Origin of the sequence: Stenotrophomonas sp. SXG-1 (assembly GCF_014083965.1) — a bacterium.
Classification (GTDB): Bacteria; Pseudomonadota; Gammaproteobacteria; order Xanthomonadales; family Xanthomonadaceae; genus Stenotrophomonas; species Stenotrophomonas geniculata.
Window position 1 is genome coordinate 4,475,001 of sequence record NZ_CP046588.1, and the last position, 21,958, is coordinate 4,496,958.

Sequence of the window (21,958 nt, forward strand, 5' to 3'; positions counted from 1 at the left end):
GTGACCGCATGGTCGACACCGGGCGCGGCGATGCTGGTGGTCGGTGCTGGTGGCGACTCGCTCGCTGAAGCCACCGGCGCATTCCTGCTCGCTGCGGTGCTTGGCATGCTGGCAGGCTTCTCCGGGGTGTTCGCACGATTGATGCAGCGGGTGCCGATGGCGCTGGCCGCCGGCATGCTGGCCGGCGTGCTGCTGCGCTTCGGTCTGGACGTGTTCGTGGCCATGAATTCCCAACTGGTACTGGCACTGGCAATGTTCGCCACCTGGCTGGCGGGACGCCGCTTGTTCCCGCGCTATGCGGTCATCGCCACACTGCTGGTCGGCATCGCGGTCGCAGCCAGCCGTGACCTGCTGCACGCACAGCAGGTGCAGCTGCAGCTGGCGGTGCCGCAATGGGTGACCCCGTCCCTGTCCTGGACTGCGGTAGCCGGCATCGCCCTGCCCCTGTTCGTGGTCACCATGGCCTCGCAGAACATCCCCGGTGTGGCAGTGATGCGTGCCTCCGGCTATGACGCGCCGGTGTCGCCTCTGATCGGCTGGATCGGCGTGGTCAATACATTGCTGGCGCCGTTCGGTGCCTACGCACTGAACCTGGCCGCGATCACGGCCGCGATCTGCATGGGCCGTGATGCGCACGAGGATCCGGCACGGCGCTACACCGCCGCCATGGCCGCTGGGGCTTTCTATATTGTCATCGGGCTGTTCGGTGCCACCGTGGCCGCCCTGTTCGCGGCTTTCCCAAAGGAGCTGGTGGCCTGCGTGGCCGGTATCGCGTTGTTCGGCACCATCGCCAACAGCCTGGCCAGTGCGCTGGCAGTAGAGCAGGACCGCGAGGCGGCACTGGTCACCTTCCTGGTCACCGCCTCCGGCGTCTCACTGGCCGGCATCGGTTCGGCGTTCTGGGGCCTGGTGGCCGGTGCGCTGTGCCTGCTGGTGCTGCGGCCGCGTCAGGGCCGCTGACCTGTCCTACCCCGCCAGTGCGGCGCCGACGGTGCTCAACACCACCGAGATGACGATGGCGGCCAGTGTGGCGACCACGCTGGTGCCGCCGCGTGCGGTCAGCTCGCTGCGCAGCCGTGCGTCATCGCCGCCGCTGACGGCACGGGCTTGGGCGATCAGGCGTTGGCAGTGTGCCAGGTACCAGGTGTTGCCAAAGGTGCCGGTGGTGACGCTGAGCGCGATGGTGATGACCAGCGACACGCCTTCGGGCACATCCAGCAAGGTCTCCACCACGCTGATCAGCAGCAGCAGGCCGACCCACATTGCCGCCAGGCGGTACATCCTGCGGTACATCATCCAGATCGGGCCGAGCAGGAAGGCCGGCCAGTGCCAGGTTCCACTGGCGGTGGCAATGCCCTGATCCAGCCGCCAGCGCTGGCGATAGATCGGGAAGTTGCCGCCGACCACGCTGGCGTACAAGGCCATCTCGCCCTCCAGCCCCGCGGCGGCAGCCGTATCCGGTGCAGCGGCGGGGGCTCGATACGGATCGGACGGATCGCCGACACTTGGCGCAACGACCTCAACCGGTGGGGCTGTGTCGATATCCGGAGCCGGCGCCATCTCGATGGGCGTTGAATCCTGTTCCAGCTCCGCCAAGGGGCGCCACGAGGGCATGCCTTCGCGCCACAGCAGCGTGCGTGCCGTCACCGTGCCATCCTGCTGCAGGCGACGCAGGGCGGCCAGGTCCACCGGTCCTTCGCTCTGCCTGCTGTTGGCGTACCACCACTGTGCGTCCTGCATGAAAACATCCTTGCTGCGTTGATTCGTTACCGGGTTACCGGTGTCCACGGTGCCGCGGACAATGTCTGTGACAGCACATGGCTGCCACCCGGCGGCAGGGTCACCACGTCGGGTCCGGCGTTGGCCGCTTCCAGGCAGACGTAGTCGCGCCAGCCCTCACCCACATCTGCCATCTTCGCTGCAGCCTCGGCACCGGGATTCCACGCCACCAGCGAGCGGCTTCCTTCCGTACGGATGTCGATGCGGCGTTTCAGCACCGGATCACGCAGGACATAGTGACCCTTGGCCTGCGTGTAGATGCGGTCGCTGCGCCCGGGATCACGGGGATCGCGCAACGTCCAGGCGCCCTGCTGCCGACGCGGCGTCGCATAGTTCTCGAACTTGTCCAGATAGTCCAGTCCGTCCACGCCGTCCACATCCACCGCGCTGGCATCACCCACGCGGAAATAGTTGTGCAGCGCCTGGGTGATGCTGGCAGGGGAACTGCCGACGTTCTCGGTGATCAGTCGCTGGGTCAACTGGCGGCCTACACGCACAGTCATCCTCAATCGCAGGTCCAGGCTCTGCAGCACCGGGGGTGCCAGCGTGAGCTCGATGCTGCCGTCGTCCAAGCGACGGGCCTGTTGCAGTTCCCACGGCACGGTACGGACGAAACCGTGGGCGGGCACGTCGTTGCCCTGGCCTTGGCGGCCGAAGTACGGCCAGCAGACGGGGCTGCCTCCGCGGATCGGCGTGGGCAGTTCGGCGCGCCGGGGGGACAGCCACATCAGATCCGGCTGGCCCTTGGGCACGAAGGAAAGCAGCTGGCCGCCAAACACACTGATGGCCGCGCTGGCGTCGCCGGTTTCCACCAGCCAGGCATCGAGCCCCTGGTACTGCCCGCTGCGTACACCCTGGATCTGCTGCACGTGGGATCGACTCCGTATGGCCGGCGATTGCACGGCACTGTAGTTGCTGGGAAGCATGAAACGCGTGGGCACCGGTGCAGTGCGCGGCGCGTTCTGCAGAGTGCGAAGGATACGCTGTCCCGCGCGCCCATCTGCGTTGGCCCAGCCCAGGCGCTGCTGCTCGACCTGGATAGCGCGACGCGTGGCCGTACCGATCATGCCGTCGGCGCTTCCGATGTCGTGGCCGCGGGCCAGCAGCAGGGTCTGCAGCTGGCGGCGCTCATCGCGGCCGATACCGGGATCATCGGTCGGCCAGGCCGTGGCCAGGCCCGTGCCGCCACGCAGCTGGTCGGCCAGCGTGGCGATCGCCAGCGCGTAGCTTTCGGCAGCGTTGTAGCTGTAGATCGCGTCGTAGTTGCGGAACACCAGCAATGCCGGGCCCTTGTTGCCGGCCGGCAGCAGCAGGGCGGCGCGCGCATCCGCCGGCAGGTTGACCGGAGCCAACGCGCTGCCATCCAGCGCGGTCACGCCCTGCGCACGCCAGTCGGCCAGGGCGCGACGCTGGGTGCGCCCCGCCTGGCTGGCGTTGAAGCCGGCAGGAACGCGAACTTCCATGCCCCACGGCTCTCCGCTGCGCCACCCGGCGCGCTTGAGGTAGTTGGCGGTGGACGCCAGCGCATCGGGAACGCTGCCGACCAGATCGCGGCGGCCATCGCCATCACCGTCCACGGCGATGCGTGCATAGGTACTGGGCATGAACTGCGTATGCCCGAAGGCACCGGCCCAGGAACCGGTGAGGCCCTGGGCCTGCAGGTCCCCGCGGTCGATCAGCTTGAGCAGCGCCAGCAGTTCACCGCGGAAGAAGGGTTGGCGACGGCCGGCGCAGGACAGCGTGGCCAGTGATTGCAGCAACGGGCGCTTGCCGAACACGCGGCCGTAGTCGCTCTCCACACCCCAGACCGCGACGATGGTGGCCGGATCGACGCCGTACTGCGCCGAGACCCGATCGAGCAGGTCGCGGTGCTGCTGCAGCATGGCGCGACCATCAGCCACGCGCTGGCGATCGACCAGCGCGGCCAGGTAGTCCCAGATCGGCGTGGTGAATTCGGGCTGCGCATCGAGCAGGCCGAGCACGCTGGGGTCCGGGGTGAGCCCGGCGGTGATCTCGTTGAAACGGTCGGGACTGATGCCTTGTGTCGCAGCGGTGGCCTGCAGGCCCGCCAGGCAGCGGCTGAAGGCCGGATCGACGGTGGCATTGGATGCTGCAGGCAGCACGGGGGGTGAGGCGAGAGCGGCCGCCAGGCCGAGCGTGGTCAGAATGGGCATGGCGTCCTCCGTGTTGCCGTTGCACGGCCATCTTAGGGGTAGCGGTACTGCTGAACCTGAAGGGGCACCGGCTGGCCGTCCGCCCTAGATGGCACGCAGCAGGCGCAGGCCGTAGGCGGGACTGTCGGCATTCCAGCGTTGCGTGACCTGCAGTCCCGCCTCCTGCAGCAGCGCCTCGAAGCTGTCGTCGGTGTACTTGTGGCTGTACTCCACACGAATCGGTTCGTCGGCCACAAAGTGGAAGGTCCGGCCATCCAGATGGACGTCCTGTGCCCGCTGGCTGACCAGATCGGTCTCGATGCGCAGCCGCGCGACGCTGTAGCGGGCACGATGACGGAAGCCATCGAGATCGAAGTCGCTGCCGATCTCGCGGTTGAGGCGCGCCAGCAGATTGAGGGTGAATGCGGCGGTGAGGCCCTGCGCGTCGTTGTAGGCCGCCTCGATCAGGGCCGGGTCCTTGTGCAGATCGATCCCGACCAGGGCCAGGCCGTCGCGCCCCATCGTCTGGCGCATCGCCAGCAGCAGGGCGACGGCGTCTTCGCCTTCAAAGTTGCCCAGCGTGGAACCGGGGAAGAACAGCAGTCGTCGCGCGGCCTCGCGTTCGGGCAGGGGCACGGCCACGGGATGGGTGAAGTCGGCACAGACCGGCAGCATCTCCACCTCGGGCAGCGCCGGTGCCAGATGGTCGATGCTGGACAGCAGCGCGGCGCGCGAGATCTCGATCGGGGTGTAGGCCACGGGGTTCTGCAGCGCGGCCAGCAGCAGCGCGGTCTTGCGTCCGCTGCCGCTGCCCAGCTCCACCACGTGCAGGCGCGGGCCAGCGGTGCGGGCGATGTCCGGCAGCACGCGCGCCAGCAGGGCCAGCTCGGTGCGCGTGGGGTAGTACTCGGGGGTCTGCGTGATCTGCTCGAACAGGCGCGAGCCGCGTGCATCGTAGAAGTATTTGGACGGCAGCTGGCGGGGCGTGCGCGACAACCCGGCCACCACGTCGGTGAGGACCTGCTGGCGGCCGGGGGTGAGATCGGTCAACGCCTGCAGCGCATCCTGCACCGTACTCATGCGAGGTCCCTGGCCAGACGCAGCCCGGAGAACTGCCAGCGCGCCGGTGGCATGAAGAAGTTGCGGTAGCTGGCGCGCACATGGCCGCGGGGCGTCACGCAGCTGCCGCCGCGCAGTACCCATTGCCCGCACATGAACTTGCCGTTGTATTCACCGAGGTTGCCGGCGAAGGGGCGGAAGCCCGGGTAGGCGCCATACGCGCTGTGGGTCCATTCCCATACATCGCCGAACAGCTGCCGCAGTCCACGGCCCTGCCCTGCCTGCGGGTGCAGCCGATCGTCATCGGCGAAATGGCCGCGCAGCGGCTGCGACGCGGCAGCGGCCTCCCACTCGAACTCGCTGGGCAGGCGCGCGCCGGCCCAGCGGGCGAAGGCATCGGCCTCGTAGTAGCTGAGGTGGCAGACCGGCGCGTGCGGATCCAGTCCGCGCCAACCGCCCAGGGTGTACTCGCGCTGCAGGGCGTCATCCCAGTACAGCGGATGCCGCCAGTCCTCGGCTTCACGCATTGCCCAGCCTTCACTAAGCCACCAGCGCGGCTCGCGGTAGCCGCCGGCGTCGATGAAGGCGCGGTACTCGGCATTGCTGACGGGACGCTCAGCGAGCGCATGCGCGGGGAGCAGCACGCGATGCGCCGGCGATTCGTTGTCGTAGGCGAAGGCGGCGTGCTGCGGCCAGGCTGCGGCACCGACGGTGACGATGCGCTCGGGTGATTCGATCCAGCCCTGCGCACTGGCAGCGCTGGCGGCAGGCTGCAGGTCCTCGCGGTAGGCGGGCTGCAACGGGTTGCACCAGAACGCATGCTTGATGTCGGTGAGCAGCAGTTCCTGGTGCTGCTGTTCGTGCTGCAGGCCCAACTGCAGATGCTGCAGTGCCTGCTCATCAAGGTCGCCTGCCGCCAGCCGCGATTGCACCTGTGCATCGACCTGCTGGCGGTAGTCGCGCACCTGCTGCAGCGATGGCCGCGACAGCAGCCCACGCTGCGGCCGGGCATGCGCCGGCCCGATGCTCTTGTAGTAGCTGTTGAACAGGTAATCCCAGGCGGGGTCATGCGCCGGTGCAGCGGTGAAACCCGCCAGCACGAAGCGTTCGAAGAACCAGGTGGTGTGGGCCAGGTGCCATTTGCTCGGGCTGGCATCGGCCATGCTCTGCAGCATGGCGTCCTCGGCGCTGAGCGGCGCGGCCAGTTGCATGCTGCGCGCACGCACCCGTGCGAACTGGTGGGCGAGATCGTGCTGCGGGGCAGCGACGGCGGCGGGTACGCTGTCCATGTGGGCAGCATCGGCGCTGGACGGTGAGTGCAATGTCATGGTTCAGCGTCACTTCGTTCACATGGATGAGCCTGCCGCATTCAAGAAGCCACCCCGCACGCCGCTAACGGCAATGCTGCGGCCGCGTCGTCACCGCGCTGGAATTCCTGCTTGCCCCTGCATCCGCTCCGCCAGCCTGCGCACTACCTGTTCGTGCTGCCCGTCCTGCTGGTTGCCGTAGTGGTATGGACCGCATTGGATACCGCAGACGTGGCCAGCCCGGCGCAGCGCATCCTGCCCTGGCTGCTGGCCTGCCTCGGTGCCGGCCTGGCCCTGCTCTACCACCAGGTACGTCCGCTCTGCCTGCTGCTGGTGGTGGCGGTCATGTTCGCGCTGCTGCACCAGGACGTGGGCGGCTACCTGCGCAGCGGCCATGTCGGCGCGCTGACACCCCTGCGCTTCCATGCCATCTCGGCGTGGCTGCCATTGCTGTTCGCCGGCCTGTCGTTGTGGCCGGAGCGCGGGCGTCGCCGCCACGACCTGCTGTTGCGCTCCGTCGCCAGCGGTACGGCATTGCTGATCTTCCTGCTGCTGGCCACGCAGCAGCCGCGCGGCATGCACGATCTGCTGTCGAACCGTCACTGGGCGTGGATCCCGGCCGACTGGAACGCGCTGGCGCAGCTGCCGGCGCTGCTGTTCCTGCTGGCCACGGCGGCGCTGGGCTGGCAGGCCTGGCGGCATCCGCGGCCGCTGCACACGGCGATGCTGCTGGCCCTGCTGTGCCTGTGGTGGATGCTGCCACGGGTATTCCTGCAGCCGGTGCTGCTGCCAGCGCTGAGCAGCGCTGCCCTGCTGCTGATGCTGGGTGCGATGCTGCAGGAGTCGTTCCACATGGCCTTCCGCGATGAGCTGACCGGCCTGCCCGGGCGCCGCGCGTTCAACGAGACCCTGCAGCGGGCACGCGGCACCTACAGCATCGCGATGGTGGATGTGGACCACTTCAAATCGTTCAACGATACCCACGGCCACGACACCGGCGACGACGTGCTGCGCCTGGTGGCCTCACGGCTGGCGCGCGTGGGTGATGGTGGACGTGCGTTCCGCTATGGCGGCGAGGAGTTCGCGGTGGTGTTCCTGGACCGCCCGGCAATGGCCTGTGTCGATGCCGTGGAAGCCTTGCGGCAGAGCATCGAGGACACCCGCATGCAGCTGCGTGACCGCAGCACCCGCAGCCGCGACGATGACGCCGGGCGCCAGCAGCGCGGGCGCGGCGGCAGCGGACAGGTAGTGCAGGTAACGGTAAGCATCGGTCTGGCCGACACCCGCGTCGGTCTGCGGCCGGCGGCGGTGGTCAAGGCTGCCGACCAGGCGCTGTACGTCGCCAAGGACGGAGGCCGCAACCAGGTGCGCGCGTATGCCGGGCAGGGCGCGCTGGCAGTACGCGGTGGCTGAGGCTCAGAGCGCGTCGAGGTAATACCAGCGGTCTTCGATGCGCAGGAAGCGGCTGTGCTCGGTCATCTTCACCGCGCTGCCGCCGCCCACCCGGTAGCGCGCGGTGAACCGGACCTCAGCGCTGCCGGCGCCGGTGACGGTGTGCTCGTGCACGGTCAGGCCCAGCCAATACGTACGCTGGCCGGGCGCATCATCCAGCGACAACTCGGCCGGACGCGTGTCCGGGTGCCAGCTCTGGCGCAGGTAGTCGGCCAGGCCCCGCACATAGGCGCTGTAGCGCGAACGCATCAGGCGCTCGGCATCCGGCGCGGCTTCACCGGCGTGGAAGCGGCCGCAGCAGGCAGCATAGTCGGCGGGCAGGCCGCAGGGACAGGGATCGGCAGGTTTTCGGCTCATATCAGCATTGTCGCCGGGTTGCGCGGATTGATCCACGCACGGCACAGGTCGCCGGGTACAGGACAGGCGTATGCTGTCGCGCCCCCACCTTGATTGATCGCCGTGCTGGAACTGGTTCCCCCCGAGTTGTGGTGGCTGGTGGTGATCGCCTTCATCGCCGGTCTTGTGGATGCCGCCGTGGGTGGCGGTGGCCTGGTGCAGCTGCCTGGACTGTTCACGGTGCTGCCGCAGCAGACGCCAGCGATGCTGTTTGGTACCAACAAGTTCAGTTCGATGTTCGGTACCGGTGCGGCGGCCTGGCGCTATGCGCGCAATGTGCGCTTCCCGTGGAAGCCGGTACTGTTCGCGGCCGGTACGGCCTTCATCTTCTCCTTCGCCGGGGCCACGGCGGTAAGCCTGCTGCCCAAGGACGCGGTGCGCCCACTGGTGCTGGTGCTGCTGATCGCGATGCTGGGCTACACACTGTGGAAGAAGGACTTCGGCGCGTTGCACCGGCCGCAGGAGATCGGCCGCCGCGAACTGGTGATCGCGTTGGCGATCGGTGCGGCGATCGGCTTCTACGACGGCTTCTTCGGGCCGGGCACTGGCAGCTTCCTGATCTTCCTGTTCGTCCGCTTCTTCGGCCTGGATTTCCTGCGCGCGTCAGCGGCATCGAAGGTGGTGAACCTGGCCACCAACGTCGCGGCAATCTCGTTCTTCGTGCCGACCGGCAACATCCTGTGGCTGTTCGCGCTGCCGATGGCAGCAGCCAACATCATCGGCTCGGTGGTGGGCACGCGCCTGGCGCTGAAGGGCGGCACACCCTTCATCCGAAAGCTGTTCGTGGGGCTGGTGGTGGTGCTGATCGCGCGGATGGCGTGGGATACGTTCCGCGGTTCGTGAGGGACGTTATGAAATGGTAGGTGCCAACCTTGGTTGGCACGTTGTTTCAGGTCGCGAAGAGCAGCCGAGCATGGCTCGGCCCTACAGGTGGATTGCCCGAGGCGCTCAGGCCTCGGCTTCTTCCGGTTCGTTGGCCTGCTGGCGGCTGCGCTCGGGCAGCTTCAGGCGCTTGCCTTCTTCGTCGTACTCGATCAGCAGCACGCCGGAGTCGTGGCGGCCGCTGATCTCGACGAAGCAGGCGCCGCCGATGAACGGTTCCAGCGTCATCACCGACTTCAGCGGGGTGGCGACCACCATCTGGAAGCCGAAGTTGTCGAAGATGTTCATCGCCAGTGCGGTGAACTCGTTATCGGCCTTGTCGAAGGCTTCGTCGAGCACGACCGCGGCGTAGCTGGGCAGCTGGCTGTCGGCACCGCCGAGCTGGTAGCGCAGCGCGGCCGCCAGGCAGGTCGTGGCCAGCTTCTGGCGCTGGCCACCGGACTTGCCGGCGCCGCTGCGGTAGATCTCGACCTGCTGGCGCGTTTCCGCATCCAGCTCGACGCCGATGAACTCCACGTGCATGCGCACGTCCAGCACCAGCTCGCGCCAACGCTTGTCCTCGCCTTCCTGCGAGCCCAGGCGGTTGACCAGCTGGCGCAGCACGGTGAACTGCGATTCGGCCAGCTCGCGCTGCTCGGTCTGCTGCTGCGACAGCACTTCGCGCAGCTGCAGATGGAACTCGCCGACTTCCGGCAGGCGTCGGTCGTTCAGTTCGATGGTCAGCAGCGTGCCTCGGTTGAACGGCACCTGTTCCAGGCTGGCGTTCACTTCGTCCAGGCGCTGGCCGATCGACTTGCGGGCCTCGGCGCTGTGCCGCTGCAGGGCCAGCAGGTTGTTCTTGCTCTGGTTCTGCAGCAGATCGAAGAAGCGCTCTTCGTGCTGCGGCAGGCCATCGCGCTCCAGGCGTTCGAGGCGTGCGAGGAAGTCCTCGGCCGAGGCCACCGAGACGGTGAAGTCGCCCGATTCCTCCGGCCACTGCTGGATGAAGCGACGGAAGCAGCCGATCAGCTGGTTCTCGATGCGGTTGAGGTCCTGCTGCGAGGACGACAGCTGCTCGTTCAGCGCGTTGCTGACCTGGCGCATGTGCGCTTCCAGCGTTTCCAGGCTGAGCGGACCCTGCTCCTGCAGGCGCTCGGAAAGGCCGGCTTCCTGCTCCTGGGCCAGGCTCGGCAGCACCAGCGCACGGCTCTGCTGGCGTGCGCGGTCGAGGCGATCGCGCTCCTTGACCAGCTGGCCACGCTCGACGCGGACGTCTTCATAGGTGCGGCGCGACTGTTCGATGTCCGCGCGCACCGCGTCGATCTGCTTGGCCAGCTTGGCGAGGTCGGCGTTGCCTTCGCGCAGGTCGCGCAGCGTCGCTTCGATATCGCTCAGGCGCTGCTGCGGGGCGGCGATATCGATCTCGTTCCAGCTGATGCTGACCAGCTCGTGACAGGCCAGGCGGCGTTCGTTGTCGCGATCACGCTGGCCACGCAGGCGCGCGATGTCGGTCTCGCAGCCGGCGATACGCTTGGCCAGTTCCTGCGCTTCACGCTCGAAGGCGCCGACCTTGTCGTGGTTGTTGAAGCCGAGAATCCAGCGACGGCGGTCGCCCACCGCGCTGCGGTCGTCCTTCTCGAAGCGGTCGCCCGGATGCTTGACCTGGCCTTCGCGGGTGATGCCGCGATCGACGTTGCGCAGCTGCTTGGCATCCACGCACTCGTAGTCGAAGCGCTTGCCAAGCTCACGGCGCAGCCAGCTTTCGAACACGTGCTCGCGCAGTTCCAGCTTGTGCAGCAGCGACTTCGCCGACGGCTCGCGCGCGAACGCATCATCGTTGCGGCGCACGCGGTAGTAGGTGAAGCGCATGCCCAGGTGGGTACGGTTCACCCACTCGGCGACGTCGTTGTAATGCTTGTCATCGACCAGCAGCGACAGCGCGAAACCGCCCAGCACGCGCTCGATGGCACCCTGCCAGCCCTGCTCTTCGGAGCGGACCTGGATCAGTTCGCCAACGAACGGCAGCGCTGCTTCGGCGATGCCCGTTTCCTCGGCCAGGCGCGCGCGCAGCTTCTGCATCGGCGCAGGGATGTTGGACGGCGTGCGCTGCATCGCTTCGAGTTCCGCACGGACTTCGCCGAAGCGGCGCTCGTCATCGCGCTTGCCACCCAGGCGATCGCTGATCGCGTCGTCCAGCGCCGAAGAGGCACGCTGGCGGTCCTGCAGCTCGTTCTGCGCGCGCTCGACCAGCTCGGCGAAGCCGTGGGCGTCGTCCGGCAGTTCCGCCTGCAGCTGCTGCGCCGCCTGGCGTGCCTGCTCGCGCTTGGCCTGGCGGCGGTCGCGCTCAGCTTCGGCACGACCCTGCTCGCGTTCCAGTTCCTCGATGCGCTCACCGCCCTGCTGGCGGCGCTGCAGCTCCAGTTCGGCCAGGCGCTCGGTGTGGTTGTCCAGTGCGGCACGGCGCTGGGCTTCTTCGCCAAGCAGGCCGCGGTCACGCACGTCCATCTCGCGCAGGCGCGCCTCGATCAGCGCCTGGCGCCGGCTTTCGCGGAAACTGTCAACACCGAGCTTCAGCGCTTCGTCGTCGCCACGCCGGCGATGCATTTCCTTCAGGTCGTTGTAGTAGGCGCGCGCCGGCAACAGGGTTTCCACCTGGCGGCGCGCGGTGACCACCGCCTGGTGCGCGCCATCAAGCTCGGCGAAGTCGCTGACCAGGCGCTCGGCGGCGTCGAAGGTCTTCGGCGTGTCGAGCATGAAGTCGCGCAGGAAGACATTGAGGTCGCCCAGGTTCTTCGCCGACTGCGTCTTGTGCAGCAGGCGCAGCGCCATCTCGTTGTCGATGCCGAGCAGGTCGCGGAAGCGCTCGGCGTAACCGGAGAAGGTGTCGAAGTGGTGCAGGTCGGACAGCTTCTGCTTGAGCTTGCGCAGGTCCAGGTCGAAACCACCAAGATCCTTGGCGATGTCGAACGGGCGCTCGGCGATCATGTAGTGCTTGCGCACATCGCCAGCCGAGGTGCCGTTGCCGGAGATCCACAGCAGGCGCACCAGGCTGACCACGCGGCCATCGCCGGCGCGGTATTCCAGCACCAGCGCAGTCCAGGTGGCGCCCTTGCGCAGGTACTGGGTGGCGATTTCGCCGGTGCCGCTGTCCTGCTGGTCGGCCCACGCGCCACGCACGTAGGACACCAGGTTGCGGTCGCGGCCACTGCGTTCGGCTTCACGCGCGGCTGCGTTGAAGTCGACGATGGCCGGCGGCGTCAGCAGCGCGGACATGGCATCGAGCAGGGTCGACTTGCCCGAGCCGGAACGGCCGACGAACAGGAAGCCGCGCTCGGCGATCGGCACTTCGGTCAGGCCGTTGAAGGTACCCCAGTTGTGCATCTGCAGGCGGCGCATGCGGAACTGCTGCAGGCGTGGGTCCGGCAGGCCTTCGTTGAACAGGGCGGGAGTGTGCTTGGAGATAGCCATGCGATGGTCGGGTCTCTCAGGCCTCGGCGGCCGGGGTTTCGCGCAGCTGGCGGTAGACCGCCGAGAGCTGGGACACGTCTTCGGCGGAGAACAGCAGCTTCAGCGCCGGCGAGACTTCGTGGCGGTCTTCCTGGCCGCTGAGGCGGGTCAGGATGTGGTTGTCCTTCATCTTCTGCACCGCCGAAGCGACACGGCGGTTGAAGCCGGCGCGGTCGGTGGACAGGTTCTTTTCGTAGATGGCCAACGCTTCGGCCATCTCGGCATCGGCGACCACCGCGCGGTTGCCGCGCGCATCGGCCTCGGCCAGCTGCTGGCGAAGGTACAGCAGCAGCACCGAGTCGATGAAGGTCAGCGGCGAGGTGCGCAGCAGCACCGGCGCATCAACGTCTTCGGTATCGGCCTGGCGGGTGAACGCCACGCCGCTGTCACGATCGAGCACCAGTTCCAGGAACAGGTCCGCCAGCGACGAGCGGATGGCCGCCTCGCTGCGGATCAGCGCCGGCCACAGTTTGGCGTGGCGCAGCTGGTCGATGCTGGGGCCGATCAGCAGCTGGCACAGCGCGCGGCGTGCGTCCAGCGGCAGGCGCCCGGTATCGCCGAGGTAATACACGTCGTTGCCACGGCGGGGCTGCGCCACGGCCGCCACCGGCTCGGCCTCGTAGGCGTCTTCCGCCACGTCGGCCTGCGGTGCGTCGATGGGATCTTCATGCCAGCTCATGGCGTCTCTCCTGAGTGAACCAAACCAGCGGGATGCGGGCGCGACGGATCTGGCCGTCGCCACCACGCCATTGCGCAAGCTCCTGCTCGCCGGCAACCACGTTGCCGAAGCGCGTGCCCAGCGACAGGTAGCCGATGACGCTGCCGAGGCCCTGCGGCGCTTCGCGCTGCGACAGGGCCTGGGCGATGCTGAGCCGCGGCTGTGCATCGAGCAGGTCGTGCAGGTCGCGGCGCAGGGTACGGAAATCGATTTCGGACGAGGCGACCAGATCACCGACGCTTTCCAGGCTGATGGCCGCGGCGTCGTTGTACTCGACATTGCCATCGACCTGGGCACTGCGCGGATCGTGCAGCCTCCACTGCGACCACGAGCGCAGGCGGCTGGTGGTCAACTGCAGGTCACGGCCGATGCCACGCTGTGCGGGGAATTCGTCGCGCAGGGCCAGCGCTTCGGACTGCGCCTGCTTCAGCAGCTGGTTGAGGCGACGCTGTTCCAGGTAGCCACGGCTCTGCACGAAGCCGCGCAGGCTGCGCGCGAAGTTCTGCAGCACGTCGTGCACCTGGCCACCGCGTTCGAGCATGGTGCTGGTGAAGCTGCGCAGGAAGTTGCGTTCGTTGCGGTCCAGGCGGCGCGCAAAGCCACGCGCCAGCACCGCTTCCAGCGCGGCATCGAGCTGGGCGCTCTGCTCGGCGTCGTTGAGCAGGCGCCAGAACGCCTGGAAACTGCGCCCGGCGTCACTTTCGCCGATGACATCCACGCCTTCGAACAGTTGCGACAACACGTCGCCGCGCTCGCCCTCGTCGTCGATGATGCGTTCGCGGAAATCGCGATTGAGCTGCTCGAAGTCATCGCGCACACGGCGGAAGTCCTCGGTCAGCTCGTCGGCCAGACCGATGATCTGGCGGGTGCGTTCCAGCGCGCGCTTGCCGTCCAGCGCAACCACGCGGCCAGTGCCGACCCGGGCGATTTCGGCATCGATGCGGTCGCGCTCGTCGTGCAGCGCGGACAGGCGCGCATCAGGATCGGCTTCGGTCTGCGCAGCCAGCGCCGAGAGCTGCTCAATGACCAGCGCCAGGCGGCTTTCGGTGGCGGCCACGCGGGCCTGCTCGAGGCCGTCGGCGAAGCGGATCGCCTGCAGTGCGGCGGTGGACAGCTCGTACTGCTCCTGGTCGGCGCCTTCGGGCAAACGGCGTTCCAGCCAGCCCTGGGCCAGCCAGTGCGCGATGTAGGCCTGCGCGGTACGCGGCAGCTCGCGCGAGAGTTCATCGCCGGCCAGCTGGTCCAGCGCGCGCTGCAGGCGCTCGTTGAGCACCGATGAAGGCAACGTGCGCTCGCCGTCCATCAGCAGGCCCTGCAACAGGCCGATGATTTCCGGGGCGTGGTCGGCGGCAAGCAGCTTCCACTGGGGCTGTTCGCGCAGGTGGCGGTAACGGGCAATGCGTTCGCGATGCTTCATGCAGCGAAAGAAGTCTGTAGGGCTGACAGGGACGAGCCGCCATGCACGGCTGCCGCGGGGGCAGCCGTGGGCATGCCGGCCGCCAGGGGCCGGCGCGGTGCGGGCAAGCGGCTCAGCGCTTGCCGCCCACTTCGATGAAGCGCAGGAACTCGGCGCGGGTGCGCGCGTCGTCGCGGAAGCTGCCCAGCATCTTGGAGGTGACCATGCTGACGCCGCGCTTGTGGATGCCGCGCGTGGTCATGCACTCGTGGGCGCCTTCAACGACCACGCCGACACCGATCGGCTGCAGCACATCCTGGATGCACTGGGCGATCTGCGCGGTCATCTTTTCCTGCACCTGGAAGCGCCGGGCGTAGGCTTCGACGACGCGGGCCAGCTTGCTGATGCCCACCACCTTGCCGGCCGGCAGGTAGCCGACGTGCACGCGGCCGATGATCGGCGCCATGTGGTGCTCGCAGTGGCTTTCGTACTCGATGTCCCGCAGGACGATGAGTTCGTCGTAGCCGGCCACTTCCTCGAAGGTCCGCTCCATGTAGGCGCGCGGGTCGTCGCGGTAACCGCTGAACCAGTCGCCGTAGGCTTCGGCGACACGGCGGGGGGTATCCAGCAGGCCTTCACGGGACGGGTCCTCACCGGCCCAGCGCAGCAGGGTGCGCACCGCATCCTCGGCCTGGTCCTGGGTCACGTCGCCCTGCGGGGCGGCCTTTTCGTTGTTCTTGCTCATTGCGTACAGCGTCCCGAACGGGGGGCGAGCATCGTACCCGACCGGGGGGTGGGTCGTCCTGTTGGGACGGTTCATCGGGGGTCGTTGCTGGCGCGTCGTTGCTATCGGATTGGAGGAGGAGAGGGGGCTGCGCAGGACACGCCGTGAACCCGTCCCTGGGGGCTCGATGGCGCCATCCATGGCGCCAACGGTCCTGCGCAGCCCCCTCTCCCCCTCCCTGACGTTTTCCTGCGGGCGCGGCCGGACCGCCCGAAAGCGGGGTCAAAAGCTTGGGTTCATGGCTTCGGAAGCGCCGCGCGACTGCGCGACTGCTGTGGTGGGTGCGAACCGTTGGTCCGCACAGCTTTGGCTTCTGCCCCTGCCTTTAAAGAGCCAACCCACCGCGCTCGCGGGGGGATGGGAAGGCAGCGGGGGCCGGGCGGGGCAGGACCGTCCGCGGCATGGATGCCGCGGCCGAGCCCCCAAGGGTGAGGGCGCTTTGCTTGCGAGGCATGCATCGCAAGCGCCCGAACGCACAGCCGCCAGCGGCTGGGCCGGACCCCGGAGGGGGGTTCACGGCGTGTCCTGCACCGTCCGGCCCCCGCCGCCCCACCCGGCACCAGGCAGGCGCAACGCTTTCCTCAACCCACCCACCCATTCAGCAAAACCATTGATAGGAATGAAATTAGTAGTATCCTATCTATCTCTTATGGACCGACCCCTCGACGAGCGCACCGTGCTGCAGATGCAGCTCAGCTCCGGCCTGCTGTACGCAGGGCGGCAGTGGCAGCGCTTGGCCGACAGTCGGCTCGGCAGCTACGGCATCTCCACCGCCTGCACCATGCCCCTGCTGATGATCGGACGCTCCGGCGGTGGCATCCGCCAGGTGGCACTGGCCCAGCAGCTGGGCATGGAAGGGCCCTCCCTGGTGCGCCTGCTGGACAAGCTGTGCGCCAGCGACCTGGTCCGCCGCGAAAGCGATGCCAGCGACCGCCGCGCCAACCTGCTGTGGCTGACCGACGCCGGGCAGGCGCTGGTCAGCGAGCTGGAAGACCAGCTGATCGGCCTGCGCCAGGACGTGTTCGGCGAGCTTTCCATGGATGAACTGCACGCCGTGCTGAAGGCCTGGCGCCTGCTGGCCGAGGCCGCCGACCGCATCACGTAAGAGCGCTGCCCCCGAACACCGCCGCTGCCGTGCATACGCCAGCGGCTTTTGCCCGTTGCCGTTGTTCTGTTGTCCCTCCCCTCCCCCACCTCGCCCCCGCCCCTTCCGATGCCCGGTGAATTCAGTCTCCATGGAGTGTTCGTCCCGACCCTGCTCGGGTTGATGTTGTTGGCCTACTTGGTCAACAGCGGCCTGCACGCGCTGCTGCAGCGTGCCGGCGCCTATCGCCATGTATGGCACCCGGCGCTGTTCAACCTGGCGCTGTACGGGATCGTGCTTGGCCTGCTGTTCCACCTCCTGCGTTGGATGCAATCGTGAACAAGATCGTGAAGAAGACCCTGCCCATACTGCTGACCAGCGCAGCCGTGATCGTCGCCCTGCTGGTGCTGCGCCAGCTGTGGGTCTATTACATGGATGAGCCGTGGACCCGCGACGCCCATGTCGGTGCCGACGTGGTGCAGGTGGCACCGGACGTGTCCGGGCTGGTGGAAACGGTGAACGTGGCCGACAACCAGGCGGTGAAGAAGGGCGACGTGCTGTTCGTGATCGACCGCGCGCGCTACCGCATCGCGCTGGAACAGGCCAAGGCCAGCCTGTCCGAGCGCCAGGCCTCGGTGGCGCAGCTGCGCCGCGAAATCGGCCGTGACCGCAGCCTGCAGGATCTGGTCGCCGCCGAGGACGCCGAAGTGCGCCGCGCCAAGCTGCAGGCTGCACAGGCTGCGCTGGGCACCGCACAGGCGGCGGTCGACCTGGCCGAGCTCAACCTGGGCCGCACCGAGGTGCGCGCACCGGCCGATGGCCGGGTCAACGACCGCACCATGCGCGTGGGCGACTACGTGGTGGCCGGCAAGCCGGTGCTGGCGCTGCTGGACACCGGCTCGTTCCGCATCGACGGCTACTTCGAGGAAACCCGCCTGCGCGGCGTGGCCCCGGGGCAGCGCGTGGACATCCGCCTGATGGGCGAATCGGCGCCGCTGCGCGGCCATGTCGAGAGCATCGCCGCCGGCATCGAGGATCGCTACCGCAGCAACGGCAGCACCCTGCTGCCGAACGTGACCCCGGCCTTCGACTGGGTGCGGCTGGCGCAGCGCATTCCGGTGCGCATCGCCATCGACGAAGTGCCAAAGGGCGTTGAGCTGATTGCCGGCCGTACCGCCACGGTGACCGTACAGACCAACAGCACCAAGCATGCAGACAAGGTCGGCACCGCGCCGACACAGGCGGGCCTGTGAACGCCACCCTGCCCCGTCTCGGCCTGATCGTCGCGCTGGCCAGCCTGGCCGCGTGCAGGACCGTCGGCCCGGACTACGCGCTGCCGGAAGGCTCGGCGTTCAAGCGCCCGGAGGCCAATGCGGCCTTCATCGATACGCAGAACCCGCAGGTGGCCGCCAACCAGGCGCTGCCCGACCGCTGGTGGTCGTTGTACAACGACCCGGTGCTGGACGGGCTGATCACCCAGGCGCTGCGTGACAACGTGGAACTGAAGGCCGCCGATGCGCACCTGCGCCGCGCCGCCGCCGTGTACGAACAGGCGCTGGACGCCGGCGGCTTCGAGTACGAGGCCGAGGCCGGCGTCAGCCGCGCGCAGCTGTCGGCCGAATCGTTCCTGCAGGAGCACGAGCTGCCGGTGATCAACCTGGCCGATGGCAAGTTCGCGGTCAGCTACCAGTTCGACCTGTTCGGCAAGCTCAAGCGCGGCGCCGAAGCGGCGCGTGCCGACGAGCAGTCGGTGGCGGCGGCACGCGATCTGGCCCAGGTCAGTGTGGTCGCCCAGGTGGCCGACAGCTACCTGGAAATCTGCCATGCCAACCACGAACTGCACGTGGCCGAGCATTCGCTGCAGCTGCAACAGCGCAGCCGCACCGTTACCGAGCGCCTGATCGCGGCTGGCCGTGGCACGCCGCCGGAGCTGGCCCGCGCCAATGCCCAGGTGGCGCTGCTGGAAGCTGCACTGCCGCCGCTGCATGCGCAGCGCTCGGCGGCCGCCTATTCGCTGGCCGCCCTGCTCGGGCAGACCCCGGGCCAGCTGCCGGCTGGCGTGATCGACTGTGCACACGCCCCCGGCCTGGCGCAGCCGCTGCCGGTCGGTGATGGCCGCGCGCTGCTGCAGCGCCGCCCGGACGTGCGCCAGGCCGAACGCAAGTTGGCCTCGGCCACCGCGCGCATTGGCGTGGCCACCGCCGAGCTGTATCCGGACATCCGCCTGGGTGCCTCGGTGGGTGCCGCCGGCCTGCTGGAAGACTTCGGCACGCCGATGACCCAGCAATGGTCGATCGGCCCGCTGATCTCGTGGACGTTGCCGTCGTCGGGCACGCACGCGCGCATCCACGCCGCCGAAGCCGGTGCCGACGCGGCGCTGGCCGAGTTCGACCACACGGTCCTGCAGGCGCTGCGCGAGACCCAGACCGCGCTGGACCGCTATGCGCAGGACCTGCGCCGGCTGCAGTCGCTGCGCATCGCGCAGGAGCAGGCCGCACTGGCTGCCGAGCAGAACCGCCGGCTGTACCAGGGTGGCCGCACGCCGTACCTGTCCAGCCTGGATGCCGACCGCAGCCTGGCCACCAGCGATGCCACCCTGGCCGCCGCCGAAGCGCAGGTCTCACGCGACCAGATCCATCTGTTCCTGGTGCTGGGCGGCGGCTGGCAAGCCAGCACCGCTGCGGCCGGCACCCCGACCGCAGCGAAGTAAGCCATGAACGCGCTGACCGACCGCCAGGCCTGGCTGTTCTCGATCAAGACCTACCTGGCCGCGGTGGCCGCGCTGTACATCGCCATGGCCGGCAACCTGTCGCGCCCGTACTGGGCGATGGGCACGGTGTACATCGTCAGCCAGCCGCTGCTGGGCCCGACCCGTGCCAAGGGCGTGTACCGCATCGTCGGCACCCTGGTGGCCGGCCTGGCCACCCTGCTGGTGCTGCCGGCACTGGTGGAAACGCCGCTGGTCCTGAGCGCGGCGATGTCGATCTGGCTGGCCGGCTGCCTGTTCATGGCCCTGCTCAACCGCGGGCCGCGCGGCTACGCGTTCCTGTTGGCCGGCTACACCACCGCCTTCATCGGCTTCCCCGCAGTGACCTCGCCGGAAACCATCTTCGACACGGTGGTGGCGCGCAGCGAGGAGATCATCCTCGGCACGGTGGTGGCGGTGCTGTTCGCCTCGCTGCTGTTCCCGGCCTCGGTGCGCCCGATGCTGCGCGCCCGCATCGGCAACTGGATGGAGGACGCCGCGCAGTGGTGCCGGCAGATCCTGGAACGTGGCCGTGCACACGCGCCGCGCAACCGGTTGGCCGCCGATCTGGTGCAGTTCGAGGCGCTGATCGAATTCCTGCGCCGCGATGATCCACGCCATGCAGGGTCGGCGGTATCGATGGAGCGCCTGCGCGAGCGCATGCTGCTGCTGTTGCCGGTGCTGTCCTCGATCGCCGACCGCCTGAGTGCGCTGCGCAGCGATGGCCAGGCGTTGCCGGAAGGCCTGCCGGAGCTGATCGACGACATCCACGACTGGCTCGACGGGCCGACCAATGCCAGCGAGTACGCCCGCCTGCGCGCGCGCATCAGTGCGCTGAAGCCGCAGGTGGACCGCGACCTGCAGCACCTGCAGCTCGCCAGCCTGCTGCTGCGCCTGGAAGAACTGGTGGACCTGTGGCAGGACTGCCGCACCCTGCAGCACGCCATCGACCACGGCACCGCGCCGCTGGACCGCGCGCACTACCGCATCCGCACCGAACGCGTGGCCGCCGACAAGCACGTCGACTACGGCATGGCGCTGTTCTCCGCGCTCAGTGCCGGCGTGGCACTGATGAGCTACTGCGTGTTGTGGATCGCGCTGGGTTGGGAAGGCGGCGGCAACGGCGCGATGATGGCCGCGGTGACCGCCGCGTTCTTCGCCGCACAGGACGATCCGGCACCGAGCATGGTGTCGTTCCTGGTGTGGGCGATGGTCGCCTCGGTGGTGGCCGGCGTGTACCTGTTCGGCGTGTTCCCGGCCGTGCACGACTTTGGCCTGCTGGCACTGGTGCTGGCGGTGGCGTTCCTGCCGCTGGGGCTGATGCTGCACCACCCCAAGAGCGCGCTGTTCGCGCTGCCGCTGACGGTGAACCTGGCCGCGCTGTTGAGCCTGCAGAACACCTACAGCGCCAACATCCAGACCTTCCTCAACTCGTCCATCGCAATGTTCATCGGCATTGGCTTTGCAGTGGTGATGACCCGCCTGTTCCGTTCGGTAGGTGCCGAGTGGACCGCACGCCGGCTGGTGCGGCAGGGCTGGACCACGCTGGCCGAAGCCGCCGAAGGGCGTGGCCAGCAGGACCGCCAGCGCTTCGCCGCGCGCATGCTCGACCTGCTGGGCCTGCTCGCACCGCGCCTGGCGGCGACGCCCGAGGGCAGTGACATCGCTTCGGTGGACATGCTCAATGAGGCGCGCATCGGCCTGAACATCCTGCAGCTGCGCCGCGCGCGGCTGGAGCTGCCCGAGCGCAGCCGCGAAGCGGTCGAGCACATCCTGGAAGAGATCGCCGTGCATTACCGCCGTCAGATCGCCGCGCGCAAACCCATTGTGGCGGCCGAGGCGCTGCGTGAGCGGCTGGATACCTCGCTGGGCCGGGTCGGCAGCGTGGGCGCCTGCAAGGCCCGCGACGAGGCGCTGATGGGCCTGATCGGGCTGCGCTTCGCGTTGTTCCCGGAGGCGAAAGCGTTGGCGCCGGGATGGGTAGGCGCCGAATCGCCGTCCGTGTAATGCGATCCGCCGGGCGCGGCCCGGCGCTACCATCGTGGTTCGGTAGCGCCGGGCCATGCCCGGCGGCCACTCGCGATCCCCACAGGACGGTTCAATGAGTTACGACATGATGGTGTTCGAGGCCAGCGCGGCCCCACGCGAGGCGGCGGCCTTCATCGCCTGGTTCGAGAAGCAGACGCAGTGGAACGAGCGCCACGAGTACGACGACCCGGCGGTCAGCAGCCCGGCGCTGCAGGCGTGGTTCGCGGAGATGGCGCAGGACTTCCCGCCGATGAGCGGCCCATTGAGCAACGACGATGACGACCGTGCCGAGGTGACCGAGTACAGCATCGGCCGCCAGGTGATCTACGGCGCCTTCGCATACTCGGTGGCCGAACGTGCGCATGGCCGCGTGCAGGACCTTGCCGAGAAGCACGGCGTGGGCTTCTTCGACGTCAGTGCTGACGAAGCGGCGATCGTGTATCCGGATGGGCTGGTGTTGATCGCGGAATGAAGGCGGCGGCAGGGCTGCGCCCTGCACCTGCCGAGGCAACGTCAACGTCAACGTCAAAAGCGGGCATTCCGTGGGATGGCGCGGTGGGTCCGGTTGCGGGGGACGCTGCAAGTACGTCCCTGTAAGCTCGGTCGCCGCATCCATGCGGCTCACGCCCCCGCAACCGGACCCACCCCGCCTTCGACAGATCTCCGCAATCTGTCTGGATGGCATGGC

18 protein-coding genes (1 of these 18 running past the window's edge) are annotated in these 21,958 nt (G+C 68.4%); 9 read left to right on the forward strand and 9 right to left on the reverse strand.

The features are described 5' to 3' along the window. Window positions 1–960 carry the 3' portion of a benzoate/H(+) symporter BenE family transporter gene (locus GOC52_RS20395; RefSeq protein ID WP_049412904.1) on the forward strand. It extends 228 nt beyond the left edge of the window, so the window shows 960 of its 1,188 coding nt (coding positions 229–1,188); its start codon lies off the left edge, out of view; its stop codon occupies window positions 958–960. A 6-nt stretch (window positions 961–966) separates the two neighbouring features. Here GOC52_RS20395 and GOC52_RS20400 read toward each other — a convergent pair whose 3' ends face one another. The 4 genes from GOC52_RS20400 to egtB form a co-directional block, all read right to left on the reverse strand. Then, window positions 967–1,740, reverse strand: coding sequence for a DUF2628 domain-containing protein (locus GOC52_RS20400; protein ID WP_043403041.1), 774 nt, complete (start codon window positions 1,738–1,740; stop codon window positions 967–969). Between the two features lie 26 nt (window positions 1,741–1,766). Beyond that, entirely contained in the window at window positions 1,767–3,953 is a 2,187-nt protein-coding gene (locus tag GOC52_RS20405; protein ID WP_191850357.1) for a lytic murein transglycosylase, read from the reverse strand. 84 nt (window positions 3,954–4,037) lie between these two features. Next, a complete protein-coding gene (gene egtD, locus GOC52_RS20410) occupies window positions 4,038–5,012 on the reverse strand; it encodes an L-histidine N(alpha)-methyltransferase (protein WP_191850359.1) in 975 nt (324 codons plus the stop codon). Next, entirely contained in the window at window positions 5,009–6,280 is a 1,272-nt protein-coding gene (gene egtB / locus GOC52_RS20415; RefSeq protein WP_109815281.1) for an ergothioneine biosynthesis protein EgtB, read from the reverse strand. Before egtB ends, egtD begins: the two co-directional genes overlap by 4 nt. 150 nt (window positions 6,281–6,430) lie before the next feature. Here egtB and GOC52_RS20420 point away from each other — a divergent pair, with 150 nt between their 5' ends. Further along, entirely contained in the window at window positions 6,431–7,711 is a 1,281-nt protein-coding gene (locus GOC52_RS20420; protein ID WP_191850361.1) for a GGDEF domain-containing protein, read from the forward strand. A 3-nt stretch (window positions 7,712–7,714) separates the two neighbouring features. Here GOC52_RS20420 and GOC52_RS20425 read toward each other — a convergent pair whose 3' ends face one another. Continuing rightward, a complete protein-coding gene (locus tag GOC52_RS20425; protein ID WP_164194373.1) occupies window positions 7,715–8,107 on the reverse strand; it encodes a YchJ family protein in 393 nt (130 codons plus the stop codon). A 102-nt stretch (window positions 8,108–8,209) separates the two neighbouring features. Here GOC52_RS20425 and GOC52_RS20430 point away from each other — a divergent pair, with 102 nt between their 5' ends. Beyond that, entirely contained in the window at window positions 8,210–8,989 is a 780-nt protein-coding gene (locus tag GOC52_RS20430; RefSeq protein ID WP_029550807.1) for a sulfite exporter TauE/SafE family protein, read from the forward strand. 105 nt (window positions 8,990–9,094) lie between these two features. Here the strand turns inward: GOC52_RS20430 and GOC52_RS20435 are convergent, their stop codons facing one another. The 4 genes from GOC52_RS20435 to folE form a co-directional block, all read right to left on the reverse strand. Beyond that, complete coding sequence (locus GOC52_RS20435) at window positions 9,095–12,475, reverse strand: ATP-binding protein (RefSeq protein ID WP_191850363.1); 3,381 nt, start codon at window positions 12,473–12,475, stop codon at window positions 9,095–9,097. 16 nt (window positions 12,476–12,491) lie between these two features. Beyond that, window positions 12,492–13,193: a DUF4194 domain-containing protein gene (locus GOC52_RS20440; RefSeq protein ID WP_005421303.1), complete on the reverse strand. Its 702-nt coding sequence runs from the start codon at window positions 13,191–13,193 to the stop codon at window positions 12,492–12,494. Next, on the reverse strand, window positions 13,180–14,649 hold the full coding sequence (locus GOC52_RS20445) for a DUF3375 domain-containing protein (RefSeq protein ID WP_010487509.1): 1,470 nt from the start codon (window positions 14,647–14,649) through the stop codon (window positions 13,180–13,182). The genes GOC52_RS20440 and GOC52_RS20445 overlap by 14 nt, the downstream gene beginning before the upstream one ends. Before the next feature lie 112 nt (window positions 14,650–14,761). Next, complete coding sequence (gene folE, locus GOC52_RS20450) at window positions 14,762–15,373, reverse strand: GTP cyclohydrolase I FolE (RefSeq protein ID WP_004141296.1); 612 nt, start codon at window positions 15,371–15,373, stop codon at window positions 14,762–14,764. 688 nt (window positions 15,374–16,061) lie between these two features. On the opposite strand from folE, the gene GOC52_RS20455 reads away from it, so the two are divergent. From GOC52_RS20455 to GOC52_RS20480, 6 genes are all read left to right on the forward strand, one after another. Beyond that, complete coding sequence (locus tag GOC52_RS20455; RefSeq protein ID WP_008265191.1) at window positions 16,062–16,517, forward strand: MarR family winged helix-turn-helix transcriptional regulator; 456 nt, start codon at window positions 16,062–16,064, stop codon at window positions 16,515–16,517. Window positions 16,518–16,625: 108 nt separating this feature from the next. Further along, window positions 16,626–16,835: a DUF1656 domain-containing protein gene (locus tag GOC52_RS20460; RefSeq protein ID WP_010487502.1), complete on the forward strand. Its 210-nt coding sequence runs from the start codon at window positions 16,626–16,628 to the stop codon at window positions 16,833–16,835. Then, window positions 16,832–17,749, forward strand: a complete 918-nt coding sequence (locus tag GOC52_RS20465; protein WP_191850364.1) for an efflux RND transporter periplasmic adaptor subunit — start codon at window positions 16,832–16,834, stop codon at window positions 17,747–17,749. The genes GOC52_RS20460 and GOC52_RS20465 overlap by 4 nt, the downstream gene beginning before the upstream one ends. Next, window positions 17,746–19,206, forward strand: a complete 1,461-nt coding sequence (locus GOC52_RS20470) for an efflux transporter outer membrane subunit (protein ID WP_010487499.1) — start codon at window positions 17,746–17,748, stop codon at window positions 19,204–19,206. The genes GOC52_RS20465 and GOC52_RS20470 overlap by 4 nt, the downstream gene beginning before the upstream one ends. A 3-nt stretch (window positions 19,207–19,209) precedes the next feature. Next, window positions 19,210–21,249, forward strand: coding sequence for an FUSC family protein (locus GOC52_RS20475; RefSeq protein ID WP_126560701.1), 2,040 nt, complete (start codon window positions 19,210–19,212; stop codon window positions 21,247–21,249). Window positions 21,250–21,343: 94 nt separating this feature from the next. Beyond that, window positions 21,344–21,742 (forward strand): hypothetical protein, encoded by a 399-nt coding sequence (locus tag GOC52_RS20480; protein WP_191850366.1) that lies wholly within the window; start codon window positions 21,344–21,346, stop codon window positions 21,740–21,742. Window positions 21,743–21,958 lie beyond the last annotated feature (216 nt).

Coding starts and splice junctions, on each gene's coding strand:
- GOC52_RS20400 (WP_043403041.1), bottom strand. CDS start 1,740: ATGCAGGACGCACAGTGGTGGTACGCCAACAGCAGGCAGAGCGAAGGA.
- GOC52_RS20405 (WP_191850357.1), bottom strand. CDS start 3,953: ATGCCCATTCTGACCACGCTCGGCCTGGCGGCCGCTCTCGCCTCACCC.
- egtD (WP_191850359.1), bottom strand. CDS start 5,012: ATGAGTACGGTGCAGGATGCGCTGCAGGCGTTGACCGATCTCACCCCC.
- egtB (WP_109815281.1), bottom strand. CDS start 6,280: ATGGACAGCGTACCCGCCGCCGTCGCTGCCCCGCAGCACGATCTCGCC.
- GOC52_RS20425 (WP_164194373.1), bottom strand. CDS start 8,107: ATGAGCCGAAAACCTGCCGATCCCTGTCCCTGCGGCCTGCCCGCCGAC.
- GOC52_RS20435 (WP_191850363.1), bottom strand. CDS start 12,475: ATGGCTATCTCCAAGCACACTCCCGCCCTGTTCAACGAAGGCCTGCCG.
- GOC52_RS20440 (WP_005421303.1), bottom strand. CDS start 13,193: ATGAGCTGGCATGAAGATCCCATCGACGCACCGCAGGCCGACGTGGCG.
- GOC52_RS20445 (WP_010487509.1), bottom strand. CDS start 14,649: ATGAAGCATCGCGAACGCATTGCCCGTTACCGCCACCTGCGCGAACAG.
- folE (WP_004141296.1), bottom strand. CDS start 15,373: ATGAGCAAGAACAACGAAAAGGCCGCCCCGCAGGGCGACGTGACCCAG.
- GOC52_RS20455 (WP_008265191.1), top strand. CDS start 16,062: ATGGACCGACCCCTCGACGAGCGCACCGTGCTGCAGATGCAGCTCAGC.
- GOC52_RS20460 (WP_010487502.1), top strand. CDS start 16,626: ATGCCCGGTGAATTCAGTCTCCATGGAGTGTTCGTCCCGACCCTGCTC.
- GOC52_RS20475 (WP_126560701.1), top strand. CDS start 19,210: ATGAACGCGCTGACCGACCGCCAGGCCTGGCTGTTCTCGATCAAGACC.
- GOC52_RS20480 (WP_191850366.1), top strand. CDS start 21,344: ATGAGTTACGACATGATGGTGTTCGAGGCCAGCGCGGCCCCACGCGAG.